Here is a 15,712-nt window from a genome sequence, read left to right on the forward strand (position 1 = left end):
CATGCTGAAACGAAAGAATCGAGGCAAACGCGTGAAAAGACACAATCCTGCTAATCGCCTGTGGGTCGTATCCGGTATAACCACTCTTGCTCTGGCGGGACTTTTATTGCGCCTAGGCTATGTGCAAGTCAAGGAAGGTTCGCAGTTTCGCGGAGAATCAACGAATGTTCAGGTGGTTTCTTACCCGGTTTTACCACCCCGCGGATTTATATATAGCAGTAACGGAACTGTGCTCGCTGAGGACAAGCCAGTATATGATGCCTATCTAACTCGCTTGCCCAATGTTTCAGAAAATCTTCAGAATATGGCAGACAAGTTGGCGCCTTGGTTGGGTGAAAGTCCGAAAGCAGTATTGACGGCCATGAAAACGAGCCCGCTTGCTACTCAAGTGCTCATTAAACGAAATCTTTCTGAAGCTGCTGTATCTTACATTTATGAGCATCGAAGCGAACTGCCGGGAGTGCGTGTTGAGGTCGATCCAATTCGCTATTATCCTTATGGCGATTTGGCAGCGCATATCCTTGGATATGTCGGACCGATTACCTCCAGTTCTGAATCTTACTATAACAAACTGGGGTATCTTGATTCACAAATTGTTGGTGAAACGGGCGTGGAAGCGCAGTATGAGTCCTATCTGCAGGGACATGTAGGAGAAGAGGAAGACCTGGTCAACAGTGCAGGTGTGCCTATAAAGTCAATTGGCATGCAGCCACCAGCACAGTCGGGAGACAATTTGCAGTTAACAATTGATTCTACCTATCAGGCGTTGGCCCAAGAAATTGTGGCCAATTATATTCAAAATTCACCACTTAAATATGAGATTTCAGAAGCTTCCGCTGTTGTTTTGAATGTCAAAACAGGCGGGGTGGAAGCTATGGTCAGTTATCCTTATTACAACCCCAATTGGTTTTTGAATGGTAATTATTTAAAACACGCTACTTACTTAGAAAAATCTGATGCGTTGATTAACAATGTGATTCAAAGCCCTGAATATCCTGGCTCTACTGTCAAACCTGCAAACGCGATTGCAGGTATGCAGTCGGGAACAATTACACCGAATACGATAGTGTACGATCACGGTTTCTTGCAAATTGGTAACCGCATTTTTCACAACTGGTATCTTCCTGGATTTGGACCGGTTAATGTGACGCAGGCTATTGAACTTTCCGATGACACGTTTTTCTACCAGCTTGGATTATGGCTGGGGGGATGGAATAACAATACCGGTTACCCCAATGGAGAATCCTACAATCAGTGGGTAAAAACTCGTTTTGTCAAAGCCCTGAATACACTGTTTGGCTGGGAATATCGGTTTGGTCTTGGCGCCATGACCGGCATTGATTTGCCGGGAGAAGTACCTGGTATGTTCTGGGAAGAAGACACGCAGCAGAACTATCTGGAAGTTCCTTATGACTTAAAGCAAGCAGAAGCTTCTTTAAAGAAGAAAGGCTATTATGATAACTGGGGGGCAGTACCTGATTTAGCGTTTGCAGCCATAGGCCAGTCACAAGAATTTACGCCTATCGAAATGGCCCAATATGTGATGACTTTGGCCGATCGCGGAGTAAAACTTCAGCCGCATGTTCTTCAAGCCATTTATCCAGCGGACGAAGCGCCTGGCAGTCCTGGCAGTAAACCGATATACACTTTTAAGCCTAAAGTAGAGGCACGGCTTAACATTAATCCAACGTATATGCAGGCTGCGTTGCAAGGTATGTATTTGATGGCCAATAATCCTATGGGATTACTTTACCAGGGTGGATTTGCTGGATCTCCATATCACGCTGCTGGTAAGACAGGAACTGCTCAGATCTCTGAAAACGGGCGCAATGTGGACGACTCCGTGACCATTGCTTTTGCGCCTTATAACCATCCACAAATTGCTATTGCTGTCATGGTGCCAGGTGGTGGAGCGAGTACAACCACTGCTTCACATATAGCTCATCGTTTATTTAATGCGTATTTTCAATTGCATCACGAGTTTTTCCCTAAAAGTCAATGGATTAATCCCCAATTTCCGGCCAATTGGAGCTCAACTTTTGCTGCTCAACAACCAGAAAAGGGTGTTATGCCCTAATCTGTCTTATTAGAAAGGCTGCAGAAGCCTGCATATGAGCAGGTTTCTGCGGCTTTCTATTCTATAAGAGGCTGTCTATGAAGAAATGGGTAACTTTTGAGCAAAAGAAGATTGAATTAATTGAAAATTTCTAATATAATGTTAAGAAACGATTCCTTAGAGAATCGAGAAAAAAGGCTGAAATCGCGTTCGCATTCAATGTCTGTGAATTTTGAAATATTTGCGGATTGCGATGAATACAAGCCTGGGGAAGAGAGGAATTCAGATGGAATACAATCATTCACAATGCGCATTTTGCGGGTCGGAAATGGAGCAAGAAGAGCGGGAAGTAAATTATCGCCAAGTATGTTCTTCTTGTCTCGACAAATGGGAAAGGGATGCTGATGCAACTTGGTAGTAAGAAGTCAGCAAAAAAGGTTGTCCCTCACGGAAAAAGTCAAATCGCTCTGTGCATTTACAATTAGTCACAGATGGCAGAGCTTGGCTTGTCCCTAAGGGCAACCTTTTTTGTTTGACAATATCAACAGATTATAGAGCCATATCAGCAGCTAACGGGCGGACGACGTGCGGAGAGAATGACTTGACGTATGGTTCGAACGACTCAATGATACCACCACCGAGGCAAACTTCTCCATTGTAGAGTACAACCGATTGTCCGGGAGTAATAGCTCTTTGGGGTGTATCAAAGAGGACGTGCGCACCTTTAGCGTGCATATAGACAGTAACTTGTTGATCAGGCTGGCGATAGCGAAATTTGGCTGTACAGCGAAAAGTCTCAGCAGGTGAATGACCAGCGATAAAATGAATTTCACGGGTTTGTAATGAAGTACTGTAGAGCAAGGGGTTGTTCAATCCTTGAGCAACCACAAGCTGGTTGGTAGATAATATTTTGTCCACCACAAACCACGGTTCACCATTACCTTCACGTTTACCACCGATGTTTAATCCATGACGTTGGCCGAGAGTATAGTACATCAAGCCATCGTGTGTTCCTAATACATGTCCGTCTGCATCTATAATTTCTCCAGGCTTAGCTGGTAAATACTGTTGTAGAAATTGTTTAAAGTTTTTTTCGCCAATGAAGCAAATGCCCGTACTGTCTTTTTTCTTTGCTGTCGGCAATTTTGCTTCGGCGGCAATTTTACGCACTTCTGGTTTAGGCAAATGACCAATTGGGAAAACAGCTTTTTGTAAAGCTTCCTGACTGAGTAAGTGCAAAAAATAGGTTTGGTCTTTTTGGTCATCCGCCGCTCGCAACAGGATGGCTTCTTGATCTTGTTGTTCCATACGGGCATAGTGACCAGTCGCGAGTCCATCTGCCCCAAGTTGGAGGGCAACATCCAACAATTCTTTGAATTTAATTTCACGATTACAAAGAACGTCTGGGTTAGGCGTTCTTCCCTGTTGATACTCTTGAAGAAAATATTGAAAGACGCGTTGTTCATATTCTTTTTCAAAATTGACACCGTAATAAGGGATGCCAATGATTTCGCAAACTTTGGCCACATCTTCAAAGTCTTCTGTGGCAGTACAGCGTCCTTCCGCGTCTGTATCGTCCCAATTTTTCATAAAGACTCCAATCACTTCATGTCCTGCTTGTTTCAGAAGCCATGCAGCCACTGAAGAATCCACTCCGCCTGACATGCCTACAACAATTCTTTTTGGAGAGGAAGCCTTGTGCATGTTGTTCCCTCCTTATTTCTTGGCTTGGGCTTTTCATATGCATAACCATCTTACGGTTTTTGCCATGCAAGCGCTCGTACCTTAGTAGTTTGCGCAATTTTATCTATGCGGTCAAGAAGAGGTAAACTGTTTTCGATATGAACTTTTCCTCCATAGGGTGACTGGAGGATACGCGTTCTTTTTGTCGAAACTCAAGATGATTATACTGGTAATTTCCGCTGCAGCGAGTGTTTAAACAGGATTGGAGAGAATCAAATGTTTCAAATCAATCGCCAAGTTATCTTGGAACATCCAAGATTAAAATTTTTACAAGATGTAGTACCTATTGATGAACATATGGACGGGATCGAAAAATTTATTAACCTGTGTTATGTCGACGAAGGTTGGAATGTGGTTCAACATGGACGAGTGATAGCTCTAAGGGCTACTGATGAACAACGACTTTCATCAGCTTTCAAGGCAAGCCTATATCTTGGCAAATATAAAGATATGGCGAATACAGAACGGTTTTTGAAAAGCATGGTATCTGCGGGACATTCCTACGAACCGATTCGAGGGGAAACCATACTCTTTCTGTTTATTGGTATTGGCAAACCGGTTTACGATCATCTGGTAACTTATACGGTCGGTCGACCCACTCGGATTGCTGGTGGGCAGCGAGCTAATGTGCCCTGGGGGTTTGAATTGCCTGTAGAGGCGAGGAATGAAGAAGAGTATGCGGAAGAACTTGACCGCATTCGTCGTGTTATTCAATTGGCTAAAACGGATCGGGTTGAACAAATGCAGGCGGCGCGTGCCAAATTGCCTGTGGGCTATATCATGCCGCCCTTTCTCTTTGAATTCTCTGAAGAAGCGCTCATCAAACATGTCTTTCGTCAGCGACTCTTTGAAAGGGGAGCGCAAGGGGCGACTGTTGAAGTGGTCAGTGACATGATGGAATGTTGCATGCAAATCGATCCTCAGAAATGGGAAGTTCTGGTTGACTATCATGGGCCTCATTTACAACAGTGGGAAAAAGCCATGCGTACATTGCGAAAAGAATCTTATCGATTGGAAGATATATGTAAATTGTTGGGTATCTCTTTGGAAGAAGCTCTACAAAAAGATTTATATTCTCTCCTGTTGGAGTCGGTGGGCAAGTTGCCGCCATCGATGTGGGAGAAACAGCGTTAGATGATAGAGTAAGCAGAAAAAGTAAAAAGTGTTTCAAATAGATGAATGAAGACTCCGCTTTGGCAATTATTGAGTGGCAGAGTGGTGCTGTGCCTGCGTATGGTATGCAGAGGGATACAGTCCGGGCAGAGATTGAACCTCTGCCCGTCCCTTCGCAATTTTCAATAGCTGATTAATGAGTCAAATGGCTGTCCTGGCTAGGTAAAATGTTTTCTGGAGATTTAGGTTCCACTGGATAAGCCCGCTGTCCGCAAGTACACCATACAGAAGGGTACGGATGTTCAGATATATGCATCCGTCCACAAGTACATAGATAACGAATAGCGGGGATATATCTTTCTAGTGTCATCGGATCGACTTGCCGAATCATTGATTTTAAAGTGGGGGGATGCCAGTTTTTTTCTAGGATCTCCAAGTGATTTGGGTGTTGCGGATAATCGACAACAATCATCTCACCCGCATAACTTAAAATACGATGAAGACCACCATATTCTCGAATCACTCGTTTTGGCGAAGAAGCTTCTACATAAGTAATAATGGAACGATTTTTTTCTTGTGACGAATCGACAGGACGTTCCTGCCCAATCATTCGATACCAGTGAAGGATTTTGTTGGTCATACAGACACCCCTCTCCAAACTGCTCATAGCTCAGTTGGATCCCCGCTCAAGCCCGATGGCTTCGTTATGGTCAAGGCGGTTTTTCTCATATTTATTTCTCTACTCTGTTAGACGTTTTGACTTTGCGAAATGTTACAAAGTCGCGTCATCTAAGTTACGTTAGGGCCGTTCATTCTGAACCTTGAATAAGGTGAGCAATTGTGACAAATTCGTGATAATTACGTCTGCGTTTGTCAATTCGTCATCATGTCCAAATCCAAATGCGCAACCTATACAAGGAATTCCAATTTCTTTCGCAGCCTCAACGTCGCTCTGTCGATCACCTATCATCACCATACTCTCTATATCGAATACTTTGCAGTGTGCACGCAAAATATCCGCTTTTCGTTTACCGTGAACGCTTTCTAGGCAAAGTGGAAGCGTAAATAACGTATCAAGGTGTTGGGTTGACAGAACAGCGTCTAAGTAATCACAACCGCAATTACTAGCTGTGGTCAAAGTATAACCTGCTTGTTTTAGGGCTTCTAAAGTAAACCTTGTTTCAGGAAAAAGAATATCGCAATGAGACAGGGTAAAAGCTACCTCTTTTCCGCAGTCTGTCTCAGCCTGCCTACGAATTTGCCCAGTTGAGTTGGGCATCAATACTTCCCAAATTTGCTCATCGGGCAACCCGAATGTGCGCGTCATGGTTAGGTCATCCGGCGCTTTGTCGCCATATTGGGCAATGATTTTTTTGTAAATTGGCAGGATGAAGGAAGCAGACGACAATAATGTTCCGTCAAGATCAAAAATAAGGGTGCTGTAATCAGTCCAAGGTCTCATGATATGAGTATACCAGTATGAAAGAAAACGGTGAATTCTTGAACACTTGGCAGGGGCTGAGTTTGGTTTACAATAGAGAGGGGAGGTTTTGTTTATGGGATTTCAGGGACAAAATCGCGTTGCTGTCATTACTGGAGCAAGTTCAGGAATCGGTGAAGCTATTGCCTATGGTATGGCAGAAGCTGGCTTTCGTTTGGCGTTAGGCGCGCGACGCAAAGAACGTCTTGAGCAAGTGGCTCAGCAAATCGCAGAGCGATGGAAGACTGAAGTATACATAGCTGAATTGGATGTGACAAGGCGGGAGAGTGCTGAGGCGTTTGTCAAGGGTGTCGTTGGACATTTCCAACAAGTAAATATATTGGTCAACAATGCTGGTTTGGCTCGAGGCACTGCGCATGTGGCTGAAGTGACAGATGAAACGGATTGGCAAGAGATGTTGGAAACCAATGTTATGGGTTTATTGCGAATGACAAGATTATTTTTACCGCATATCCAGACAAGCAGTAGTGGACATATCATCAATATTGGCTCAATTGCTGGACATGAGGCATATGCAGGAGGCTCTGTGTACTGCGGCAGCAAATTTGCTGTTCGAGCTATAACAGACGCTTTGCGTCAAGAATTGCTGGGTCAACCGATTCGTGTCAGTACGATTGATCCAGGCATGGTTGAAACGGAATTTTCTGTTGTTCGCTATCACGGTGATAAAAGCAAGGCAGATGCGGTCTATGCAGGTATGCAGCCTCTGACGGCCTCTGATATTGCCGATTGTGTGGTTTATACCGCTACTCGGCCACAACATGTCAATATTGACATGATTGTGGTCAAACCGACCGATCAAGCGGGTGCAGGGAAGGTAGCAAGACATCCCGTTCAGAAATAGTCTCGGTCTGCAAAGGATGTGACTAGGATTGCTCATTTCTGTAGAACAATTGCATGCTGCTATGCAGCAACAAGAAGATATCGTTGTGCTTGATGCGCGGTTTCGACTGGGGAAACCAGAAGCGGGTTTGGAAATGTATCAAAAGGGTCATATTCCTGGCGCAGTATATATTGATTTGGAAAAGGAATTGTCGAAGCCAGCAGCTCGTCCGGGTGGACGTCACCCCTTGCCTGAAATAGACGATTTAGTTGCCTGTTTTGCAGAGAAGGGAATTCATCAGGACTGTCTTATTGTGGTTTACGATGATAATCAGGGTATGGCGGCTCGTGCATGGTGGTTATTGACTTATCTTGGACATCAGCATGTGTTTTTGCTAGATGGCGGAATAGATGCTTGGTTGAGGGCTGGGTACCCGCTTCGACAAGGAGAAGAGCAGAAGACGCGCCAAACTTTTACAGCTATGCCGATGCAAGGTTGGACTGTCGATTATGAGGAAGTTGCTTCCCTTGCAGAAGCAGGCAATGGGTTGTTTCAGTTGCTGGATGCTCGTGACGCGGTTCGTTTTCGTGGTGAATCCGAGCCTATTGATGCCGTGGCCGGTCATATACCAACGGCCAAAAATTTACCTTGGACGCATTTCCTTCATAGCGATGGGACATGGAAGTCGCCGCAAGAAGCAAAAGAAATTGTTGCATCTTTGCAACTGTCTGAAGATACGCCAGTTATTGCTTATTGCGGGTCTGGAGTAACGGCTTGCTCGTTGATTTTTGCTTTGCGTCGGGCTGGGCTTCGCCAGATTCGTCTCTATCCGGGAAGTTGGAGCGATTACATCAGTCATCACAATGCTCTGATAGCCACAGGAGAAAAGGATGAAAACAAGTACATCTTGCCGTGACTTTTGACAGTGATATCTCATAGGGAAAATGCTCTACAAACCAGGTGAGGAGGAATTTTCTATATGAATCAGGACTTGCAGAGTTTACTGCAAAAGTTTCGAAGTGAACTGCGAGAAATTGGACATTACGAGGAAGCTACACGGCTGATGGAATGGGATTTACGTACTGGAGCGCCCAAAAAAGGACATGAATTGCGTGCGGAAGCGCTCGGAACACTGTCGGCAAAGATTTTCGCCATGTTAACCAGTGAAAATATGGGCCGTTATCTGAATGAACTGACCAGTGCGGAAGCGGAACTGTCTCAGGTCGATCGCGCTCTGCTTCGCGTGGTGCGTGAAACGTATGAGCGCAGCAAAAAAATCCCTCCCGAACGGCACCAAGCGTATGTCATGCTTGTTGCTAAATCGCAATCTGTATGGGAAGAGGCTAAAAAACAGGCTAATTTTAGTCTTTTAAAGCCTTATTTGGAAAAAATCATCGCTTTTAAGCGAGAATTTATTCAATATTGGGGGATTCAAAATCACCCTTACGACACTTTGCTCAATTTATATGAGCCAGGACTGACAGTAGCCAAAATAGATCCGATTTTTAAACAACTGCGGGAGGCTACCGTTGATTTGGTACAACGGATCGGCGAGAAAGGTTTTCCTAAATTCCCTGTTTCGTTGCGTCGGGAAGCGCCGATTCATCAGCAACGTCATTTTAGTGAAAAACTTTTGGAACGAATTGGATATGATTTTCAGGCTGGACGTTTGGATGAGACCGCTCACCCTTTTGAGGAATCCCTCAATCATTATGATGTGCGCGTAACCACCAAGTTTGTTCTCGATGACGTATTGAACGCTATGTACAGCACCTTACACGAGGGCGGCCACGCTCTTTACGAACAGCACGTCAGTGCTGAACTGATTGGTACACCGCTTTGTCATGGAGCTTCTATGGGTATTCATGAATCTCAATCTCGTTTCTGGGAAAACATGTTGGGTCGATCCCGGTCTTTTCTGCAGGCGATTTATGGAGACTTTCAAGCAGCATTTCCTGGATTGTTTGCTGATGTCCATCTTGAGACTCTATATCAAGCAGCAAACCATGTTGAGCCATCACTCATTCGTATTGAGGCAGATGAATTGACTTATAATTTACACATTATGATTCGTTATGAAATTGAACGTGCACTTTTTGAAGAAACGTGTGAAGTTGGTGATTTGCCTCGACTCTGGAATGAGAAGGTTCGCGATTATCTAGGGCTTGAGACGCCAAACGACGCGCTGGGCGTTTTGCAGGATGTACACTGGTCGGGGGGAGACTTTGGATATTTTCCCACTTATTCGCTTGGCAATCTATACGCAGCTCAGTTTCGAGAGACGCTTTACAAAGAAATTCCCGATATTGAAAAACAGTGGTCAGAAGGGGATTTCTCGCAAGTCTTGGAATGGTTTTCAACTCGAGTGCATAGTCACGGAAAAGTGCTTTTACCAAGCGAATTGATCGAGCAGGCTACAGGGAAACCGCTGTCTGCAGATTATCTCATTCGTTACTTGCAACAAAAAATGAGCGATATATATCAAGTGTAAGAAAAGAAAAAGAGCTGGGAGAGCAGGCGACGGCGATCCGGAAAATATTCCGGGGCGCCGTTTGACTTGCCGAGAGAGGTGAAAGAACATGCCCTGGCAAGCTCGAATTCAGACTATGTTGGGGAAAAGATTTTGGATAGGGCTACTTCTCTGTATGTCTTATCTATTGGCTTTTATGCAACGGACAGGACCGGGTGTTGTGTCGACCACTTTGCAGCATACTTTCCATGTAAGTGGCGCTGTATTAGGCACAATGACCAGCGTGCAATATTTGCTTTATATGATTTTGCAGATTCCAGTTGGGCTTTCTGGAGACAAACTTGGCCCTGAGAAGCTTCTGGCAGCCGGCGTTTGTTTAGACGGCATAGGAACGCTTTGTTTTGCGGATAGCCACCAGTTTGCCATGCTTCTAGTCGGTAGAGCTGTCGTTGGCTTAGGTGATGCGCTCATTTGGGTGAATATTGTATTGATCATCGGAGGCTACTTTCTCCCGTCTCAATTTGGCGCTTTACTTGGTATTGTGTCCACAGCAGGAAATGTGGGCGCATTGTTGACCACGATTCCGTTTGCCGCCTGGACGACAGTTGCTGGTTGGCGTGAACCTTTTGCTCTTCTTGGAATTTTGCTCGTCATCACGGCCGTATTTGATTTTGCAGTGATTCGGAAAAAAAGGCCAACCTTGGATAGGGTGTCTGTCCTATCGGATCAACCAGAGCAGTTTAAAATTAAACCTGTTCCCATTCGAAGCATTTTATCTACTGTGATTCAAGACAGAAATGCTTGGGCTACGTTTTTTTGCCATTTTTCAGCGGTTGGAACGTATATCGGTTTTGTGGGGCTTTGGGCTGTTCCTTATTTTGAACATACGTATGCAGTCAACCGTTCTTTAGCCACAACGTTTACTTTGACAGCCTTTGTAGGTGCCTTGATCGGTGGCCCGCTTGCGGGTACGCTGACTGACCGTATCGGTTCGCGTCGTGGTACCTATATTGTCCTGCAAGTGTTCATTTGTCTCTCTTGGCTGTCTGTTCCGCTTTTTGCTGGGCAACCACCCGTACTGATTGCCTATATGCTTATGTTTGTACTCGGATTGGGATCGGGAGGTAGTTTGCTGACGTTTGCCGTGATTCGAGATCAGACTCCTGCAGAGCGTGCTGGTGTGACTTCTGGATTTGCCAATACGGGCGGCTTTTTATCAGCAGTTCTTTTACCTGTACTGTTTGGCGCACTGTATGATGCTCACCTTCGCCAAGGTATCCATACGGCATATGCGGTTGCCTTTTTGGTGCCCACAGGTTTTACCTTGCTCGGCGTGATAGGCAGTCTGTTTATTCGAGAAAGAAGGCAAGCATTCCAAAATGAGGTGGGAGTATGAGTCAACTTCATTGGTTTTTGGATGATGAAAAGGCGTTAAAGCGTTTTAAAATCATTCGTGAATTGTCGCAGCAGTTCTCAAATCGGGCAGCACTTCACGATACAGATTCATCATTTCCCCACGAAAATATTGCAGCACTGCGACAGGCGGGTTATGTGGGTTGGACAGTTCCAGAAATGTATGGTGGTCTCGGTTTATCATTATATGAATTGCTGGCTCATCAAGAAGAATTAGCTCAGGGCGATGGGTCTACCGCGCTTGCGATTGGTTGGCATATGGGCTTGTTCCTGAATTTATCAGCCACCGACGCATTACCAGAAGAAGTGTTTGCGGAAGTTGCTACAACCGCTGTTCAAAACGGCTGGCTCATGAACTCTTGCGCAACGGAACCTGCCACAGGAAGTCCAAGTCGCGGCGGACGACCGCAAACAACTGCCAGGCAAGTGGAAGATGGATTTCTATTGACTGGCCGAAAAACGTTTAGCACACTTTCTCCTGAATTACACTGGATTCTAATTACAGCTGGTATTGAAGATTCTGAAGATGTCGGCGAATTTCTCATTACCGGCAATCAAGTCCAAATTGTAGAAACATGGAATATGATGGGTATGAGAGCAACAGGAAGCCATGATATTGTCATGGAAAATATTTTTGTGCCCCATCGTTATTTGGTTGCACGCTTAAAGCCGGGAGAAAAATCACCGCGCAATCGTGATGGTGGTGGTTGGATGTTGCATATTCCGGCTTGTTATCTTGGTATTGCAATGGCTGCCAGAGATTTTGCTGTCCGCTATGCTGCGGAGTATCAGCCTAATAGTCTAGCCCAACCCATTGCGCATGTTCCGCATATCCAAGAAAAATTGGGACAGATGGAAATGAAATTGTTAAGCGCTCGAACGTTGATGTACGACATGGCGAGACGATGGGATAGAGCGAGTAAATCGGATCGTCCTACATTGAGGCCTGCTCTTGGTGCGGTCAAAACAATTGCAGTCCAAGCTGCGATGGATGTGGTCGATCTCGCTATGCGTGTAGTGGGGGCACAAAGTCTTTCCCGTTCTTATCCTTTAGAACGGTTTTATCGTGACGTGCGCGCGGGATTGCATAATCCGCCTATGGATGATGTGGTTTTGCGTATGCTTTCCGAAGCAGCTGTCAATGAAATACAGAAAGCTCGCAACAGTGATTCAAGATTACCCTTATTCTAAGTGTGATCAGATGGGTCAAAAAGGCATGTCGATATAGACGAAAGCTAGGGGTGAATGTATACGTCCGTTCCATTAGGAATATGTGTATACAGCCATTGAGCGTCTTTCAGGGAGAGACGCACGCAGCCGTGTGAAGCTGGTTGACCTAATTTTTGCGCCTCTGATTTTAAAATGTGCTGGTGGATATCCATGGGAATACTGTGAAACAGAAATTCTCCGTGATTTTTAAAGGAAATCCAGTATTTTGCTCCCTCATTGTATAAAGGTGAGTAAAACCACACCCCGCGTTCTGCTTGAATGTGAAAGTGGCCAAGAGGTGTTTTTTCATGCGGACTGCCTGTTGACGCTAACATGTCGGCCAGCAGCCGATCTCCCTGATAGACGAGCACATGTTGTGAAGAAAGAGAAACTTCAAGCCGGTAGGAGGAAGTTGATGGGCTATCCTTAGCGGAAGCGATGTTTGGCAACATCAATCCTAAGACGACAGAAAAAAAAGCGCCAGTTTGAATAGAGCGATAAACGTATCGATAGTTTTTCATGAAGACCTCCTGCCATTCATTTGAAATTGTCGCAAATCGCATCGAATCTGCACATGTTACTGAATTAGTTTGTTTTTCCTTCAACGTCTCATACATAAATGCTCCCATAAAAATTTTCTACTATTCAATATTGACCAAATTTTCTTTTCCGTGTAGCGTTAAATAAGGTAGATTGAATACATAATCATAGAAAATCATTCCTTTGGAGATGGTTATGTGACATATAATTTTGCCGAGAAAATTGATGAAATTGCCCAATTAGCTGGAAATAAGCTGGCCTTGATTTGTGTGGACGAAAATAGAAAGGAAAGCCACCTTACATATGCCGAGTTGACTGCGCACAGTTCTCAACTGGCTAGAGCGTTACAACTGCAGGGTTTGCATATGGGTTCACGAGTACTTGTACTATTGCCGCGTGGTATTTTGCCATACACTGTCTATTTGGCCTTATTGCGAATTGGTGCCACAATATTGCCAGGCTCGGAAATGTTGCGTTCTCATGATATAGTCTATCGACTCCAACATGCTGGTGTAGAAGCTGTCATTGCGGATGAAGGACTGCTTTCTGAGGTTGAAAAGGCGCTTGAGCAACAACCGGTCAAATATCGCTTTGTGGCTGGAGTGGCGCATGAAGGTTGGAAATCGTTAGATGACATTGTGCAAGGAGTTTCTCATCATCCACTGGTTCAACCTATGGATGATGAAGCATTGGCTTTTCTTTCCTATACCAGTGGTACGACGGGTGGTCCTAAAGGAGTTCAGCACGTATACAGTTGGCCTCGAGAACATTTAAAAGTAGCAGGAACATACTGGTTTGATGCGAAACCTGAAGATTTAGCTTGGGCTACAGCTGGTCCTGGATGGGCTAAATGGGTGTGGAGCCCATTTGTTTCGGTGCTTGGCAATGGCGCAACAGGGTTTGTCTATACCGGACGTTTTCAACCCGAAACTTATTTGCAATTGCTGAATGATTACGGAATCACTTTACTTTGTGCGACACCTACAGAATATCGTTTGATGGCCAAAGTGAATGGTTTGCAAAGGTTCCAGTTAAAGTTAAGATCAGCCTGTTCTGCCGGAGAACCTCTAAATCGTGAGGTTATTGATACATTTCAGAGAGAATTTTCAGTTTTAGTTCGAGATGGTTACGGTCAAACGGAGAATAGTCTTTTGGTGGGTACGCTCAAAGATATGGAAGTTCGTGCCGGCTCCATGGGCAAACCTTTTCCTGGAATGCGTATTGCCATAGTCAATGAGGAAGGTCAGCCGCTACCGGTAGGAGAAGTTGGGCATATTGCTGTGCATAAGTCATTTCCAGCACTTTTCCGTGGCTATTTAAATGATCCAGAACGAACCCAGGCGGCATTTCGAGGAGAATGGTACATTACCGGGGATAAAGGTCGTCAAGACTCAGAGGGCTATCTTTGGTTTGAAGGTCGTTCAGATGACATCATCATATCTGCGGGATATACAATAGGGCCCTTTGAAGTTGAAGACGCTTTAGTCAAGCATCCCAAAGTAGCAGAATGTGCAGTAGTTGCCAGTCCAGATGAAGAGCGTGGCCATATTGTCAAGGCTTTTGTCGTTTTGCGCAATCCGGAAGATGAATTTCTGGGTGAGAAGTTAGTTGAGGAATTACAAAATCATGTAAAGCAACTGACAGCACCCTACAAGTATCCCCGAAAAATTGAATTTGTTAGAGATTTGCCGAAGACAACCAGTGGGAAAATCCGGCGTGTCGAATTGCGCAACAAAGAACAAAAAAATTCCTCTTGGAGCAGGACCTAGTTCTTAGGTTCTGCTTTTTATTAGAATCTGCTGAACGGTTTCATGACTCTATTTCTTGCATTGTTGTTCCATACTACTGTCACGCCGCCCAATCCAGCTGATGCACGACCCGTTCAGCAGACCCTAATTAACCTTTTTGAGAATGATAAATCCTGATTGATTTGCCGGATCGACAACAATCTGTTCTGCTTGATACAGAACACCACTCAAGGTGATATTTCCATGCGTGGCAAATACCAGATCCTGATGTCGGTGCTCGGGATGCCCAGAGCTTGGGAAAATCTGTACCAGTCGCTGATGGTTATACACGCTGACAAAAGCAGCTCCAGCGCTGTTTCGCGTCAGTGTCCAAGTTTCATTTTGGGTTGTCACGTTTTGCGTTTTGACGGGAATGCGAATAGATGAACCGTCGCTATAATGTGCAGGTATTTCTGCACTCGGAGTGCTATGCAACTTATAGATGATTAGAAAACCTGCCAATAAAATAATCCAAATCCAATTTTTTCTTGCCAGCCTTCTCATCCTTTCTTTAAATAGTCGTTTAAAAGAACGTGCCTGTAAAACCAACTGGCCATACTGGCTCCGGCATGCGCGTGCGCGCTCAAAATATTTCCGTGGACAGCCAGTACTTGATTTGATTTTTGCACATTTTGCAGTCGATAGGAATAGAGTTGTTCACATTCGTCGTCAATAGCCACTTGCAGACCGCCAAGCAAACCAGCCGTAGCCAATAAACCAACGCCTTGGCCTGTAGCTAATATCCAGGCGTGATGACTGTCTGCTTGGCGCAAAAAACGGATGGCGTGAGGATTTTCAGCAACTGTTGGCGTATATCGCCCGCCTGGTACTAGAACGATGGTATAATCAAATGCGGCTGATGGTTCCAGTGCGCTATCAGCAAGCAACCATTGCTGCCCATCCAGACGAATTTTATTTCCTCCCGGAGTTAGGGTGCGAATGACGATGCCCGCGTCTGTTAAACTCTGGTTGACTTGACCCATCTGCCAGAGAGAACAACCTTCAAATGCCAACAATGCTGCTTTCATTTGTGTACACCTCGCTTTCTTCTTCATCT

The 15,712-nt window shown here is 44.9% G+C and carries 14 protein-coding genes; 8 read left to right on the forward strand and 6 right to left on the reverse strand.

The features are described from left to right. Position 1 precedes the first annotated feature (1 nt). Complete coding sequence (locus ACOJUR_RS05570; RefSeq protein ID WP_203114545.1) at positions 2-2,077, forward strand: peptidoglycan D,D-transpeptidase FtsI family protein; 2,076 nt, start codon at positions 2-4, stop codon at positions 2,075-2,077. 528 nt (positions 2,078-2,605) lie between these two features. Here ACOJUR_RS05570 and mnmA read toward each other — a convergent pair. Further along, positions 2,606-3,760 (reverse strand): tRNA 2-thiouridine(34) synthase MnmA, encoded by a 1,155-nt coding sequence (gene mnmA / locus ACOJUR_RS05575; RefSeq protein ID WP_072872810.1) that lies wholly within the window; start codon positions 3,758-3,760, stop codon positions 2,606-2,608. Between the two features lie 255 nt (positions 3,761-4,015). On the opposite strand from mnmA, the gene ACOJUR_RS05580 reads away from it, so the two are divergent. Next, positions 4,016-4,933, forward strand: a complete 918-nt coding sequence (locus tag ACOJUR_RS05580) for a hypothetical protein (RefSeq protein WP_420949483.1) — start codon at positions 4,016-4,018, stop codon at positions 4,931-4,933. A gap of 172 nt (positions 4,934-5,105) precedes the next feature. On the opposite strand, the gene ACOJUR_RS05585 is transcribed toward ACOJUR_RS05580, so the two are convergent. Next, positions 5,106-5,552 carry a hypothetical protein gene (locus ACOJUR_RS05585; protein ID WP_072872812.1) on the reverse strand — a complete coding sequence of 149 codons (447 nt, stop codon included), beginning with the start codon at positions 5,550-5,552 and terminating at the stop codon, positions 5,106-5,108. Positions 5,553-5,711: 159 nt separating this feature from the next. Then, positions 5,712-6,374, reverse strand: coding sequence for an HAD family hydrolase (locus ACOJUR_RS05590; protein ID WP_306953131.1), 663 nt, complete (start codon positions 6,372-6,374; stop codon positions 5,712-5,714). Between the two features lie 94 nt (positions 6,375-6,468). On the opposite strand from ACOJUR_RS05590, the gene ACOJUR_RS05595 reads away from it, so the two are divergent. The 5 genes from ACOJUR_RS05595 to ACOJUR_RS05615 all read left to right on the forward strand — a co-directional run bounded on the left by ACOJUR_RS05595 (position 6,469) and on the right by ACOJUR_RS05615 (position 12,310). Then, on the forward strand, positions 6,469-7,257 hold the full coding sequence (locus ACOJUR_RS05595; RefSeq protein WP_420949484.1) for an SDR family NAD(P)-dependent oxidoreductase: 789 nt from the start codon (positions 6,469-6,471) through the stop codon (positions 7,255-7,257). Positions 7,258-7,285: 28 nt separating this feature from the next. Next, positions 7,286-8,152 carry a sulfurtransferase gene (locus ACOJUR_RS05600; RefSeq protein ID WP_420949485.1) on the forward strand — a complete coding sequence of 289 codons (867 nt, stop codon included), beginning with the start codon at positions 7,286-7,288 and terminating at the stop codon, positions 8,150-8,152. Positions 8,153-8,215: 63 nt separating this feature from the next. Further along, the gene (locus tag ACOJUR_RS05605; protein ID WP_420949486.1) at positions 8,216-9,727 is read left to right on the forward strand and encodes a carboxypeptidase M32; all 1,512 of its coding nucleotides are present in this window, start codon (positions 8,216-8,218) and stop codon (positions 9,725-9,727) included. Positions 9,728-9,815: 88 nt separating this feature from the next. Beyond that, a complete protein-coding gene (locus ACOJUR_RS05610) occupies positions 9,816-11,102 on the forward strand; it encodes an MFS transporter (protein ID WP_083573998.1) in 1,287 nt (428 codons plus the stop codon). Then, positions 11,099-12,310, forward strand: coding sequence for an acyl-CoA dehydrogenase family protein (locus ACOJUR_RS05615; protein WP_420949487.1), 1,212 nt, complete (start codon positions 11,099-11,101; stop codon positions 12,308-12,310). Before ACOJUR_RS05610 ends, ACOJUR_RS05615 begins: the two co-directional genes overlap by 4 nt. A 44-nt stretch (positions 12,311-12,354) precedes the next feature. Here the strand turns inward: ACOJUR_RS05615 and ACOJUR_RS05620 are convergent, their stop codons facing one another. After that, entirely contained in the window at positions 12,355-12,849 is a 495-nt protein-coding gene (locus ACOJUR_RS05620; protein ID WP_165611918.1) for a L,D-transpeptidase, read from the reverse strand. 216 nt (positions 12,850-13,065) lie between these two features. On the opposite strand from ACOJUR_RS05620, the gene ACOJUR_RS05625 reads away from it, so the two are divergent. Then, complete coding sequence (locus tag ACOJUR_RS05625) at positions 13,066-14,637, forward strand: acetate--CoA ligase (protein WP_420949488.1); 1,572 nt, start codon at positions 13,066-13,068, stop codon at positions 14,635-14,637. A gap of 123 nt (positions 14,638-14,760) precedes the next feature. Here the strand turns inward: ACOJUR_RS05625 and ACOJUR_RS05630 are convergent, their stop codons facing one another. Together ACOJUR_RS05630 and ACOJUR_RS05635 are read right to left on the reverse strand one after the other, a co-directional pair. Continuing rightward, positions 14,761-15,117 carry a hypothetical protein gene (locus tag ACOJUR_RS05630; RefSeq protein ID WP_165611919.1) on the reverse strand — a complete coding sequence of 119 codons (357 nt, stop codon included), beginning with the start codon at positions 15,115-15,117 and terminating at the stop codon, positions 14,761-14,763. Positions 15,118-15,155: 38 nt separating this feature from the next. Further along, positions 15,156-15,683 carry a DJ-1/PfpI family protein gene (locus ACOJUR_RS05635; protein ID WP_072872821.1) on the reverse strand — a complete coding sequence of 176 codons (528 nt, stop codon included), beginning with the start codon at positions 15,681-15,683 and terminating at the stop codon, positions 15,156-15,158. Positions 15,684-15,712: the final 29 nt, after the last annotated feature.

The sequence above is a fragment of the Alicyclobacillus tolerans genome, from assembly GCF_048984885.1.
In the GTDB taxonomy this organism is placed as follows: domain Bacteria; phylum Bacillota; class Bacilli; order Alicyclobacillales; family Alicyclobacillaceae; genus Alicyclobacillus_I; species Alicyclobacillus_I tolerans.

Excerpts from the sequence above, each read along its gene's own strand:
- ACOJUR_RS05570 (WP_203114545.1), top strand. The coding sequence starts at position 2 with ATGCTGAAACGAAAGAATCGAGGCAAACGCGTGAAAAGACACAATCCT.
- ACOJUR_RS05595 (WP_420949484.1), top strand. The coding sequence starts at position 6,469 with ATGGGATTTCAGGGACAAAATCGCGTTGCTGTCATTACTGGAGCAAGT.
- ACOJUR_RS05585 (WP_072872812.1), bottom strand. The coding sequence starts at position 5,552 with ATGACCAACAAAATCCTTCACTGGTATCGAATGATTGGGCAGGAACGT.
- ACOJUR_RS05605 (WP_420949486.1), top strand. The coding sequence starts at position 8,216 with ATGAATCAGGACTTGCAGAGTTTACTGCAAAAGTTTCGAAGTGAACTG.
- ACOJUR_RS05580 (WP_420949483.1), top strand. The coding sequence starts at position 4,016 with ATGTTTCAAATCAATCGCCAAGTTATCTTGGAACATCCAAGATTAAAA.
- ACOJUR_RS05590 (WP_306953131.1), bottom strand. The coding sequence starts at position 6,374 with ATGAGACCTTGGACTGATTACAGCACCCTTATTTTTGATCTTGACGGA.
- mnmA (WP_072872810.1), bottom strand. The coding sequence starts at position 3,760 with ATGCACAAGGCTTCCTCTCCAAAAAGAATTGTTGTAGGCATGTCAGGC.
- ACOJUR_RS05610 (WP_083573998.1), top strand. The coding sequence starts at position 9,816 with ATGCCCTGGCAAGCTCGAATTCAGACTATGTTGGGGAAAAGATTTTGG.
- ACOJUR_RS05635 (WP_072872821.1), bottom strand. The coding sequence starts at position 15,683 with ATGAAAGCAGCATTGTTGGCATTTGAAGGTTGTTCTCTCTGGCAGATG.
- ACOJUR_RS05620 (WP_165611918.1), bottom strand. The coding sequence starts at position 12,849 with ATGAAAAACTATCGATACGTTTATCGCTCTATTCAAACTGGCGCTTTT.
- ACOJUR_RS05615 (WP_420949487.1), top strand. The coding sequence starts at position 11,099 with ATGAGTCAACTTCATTGGTTTTTGGATGATGAAAAGGCGTTAAAGCGT.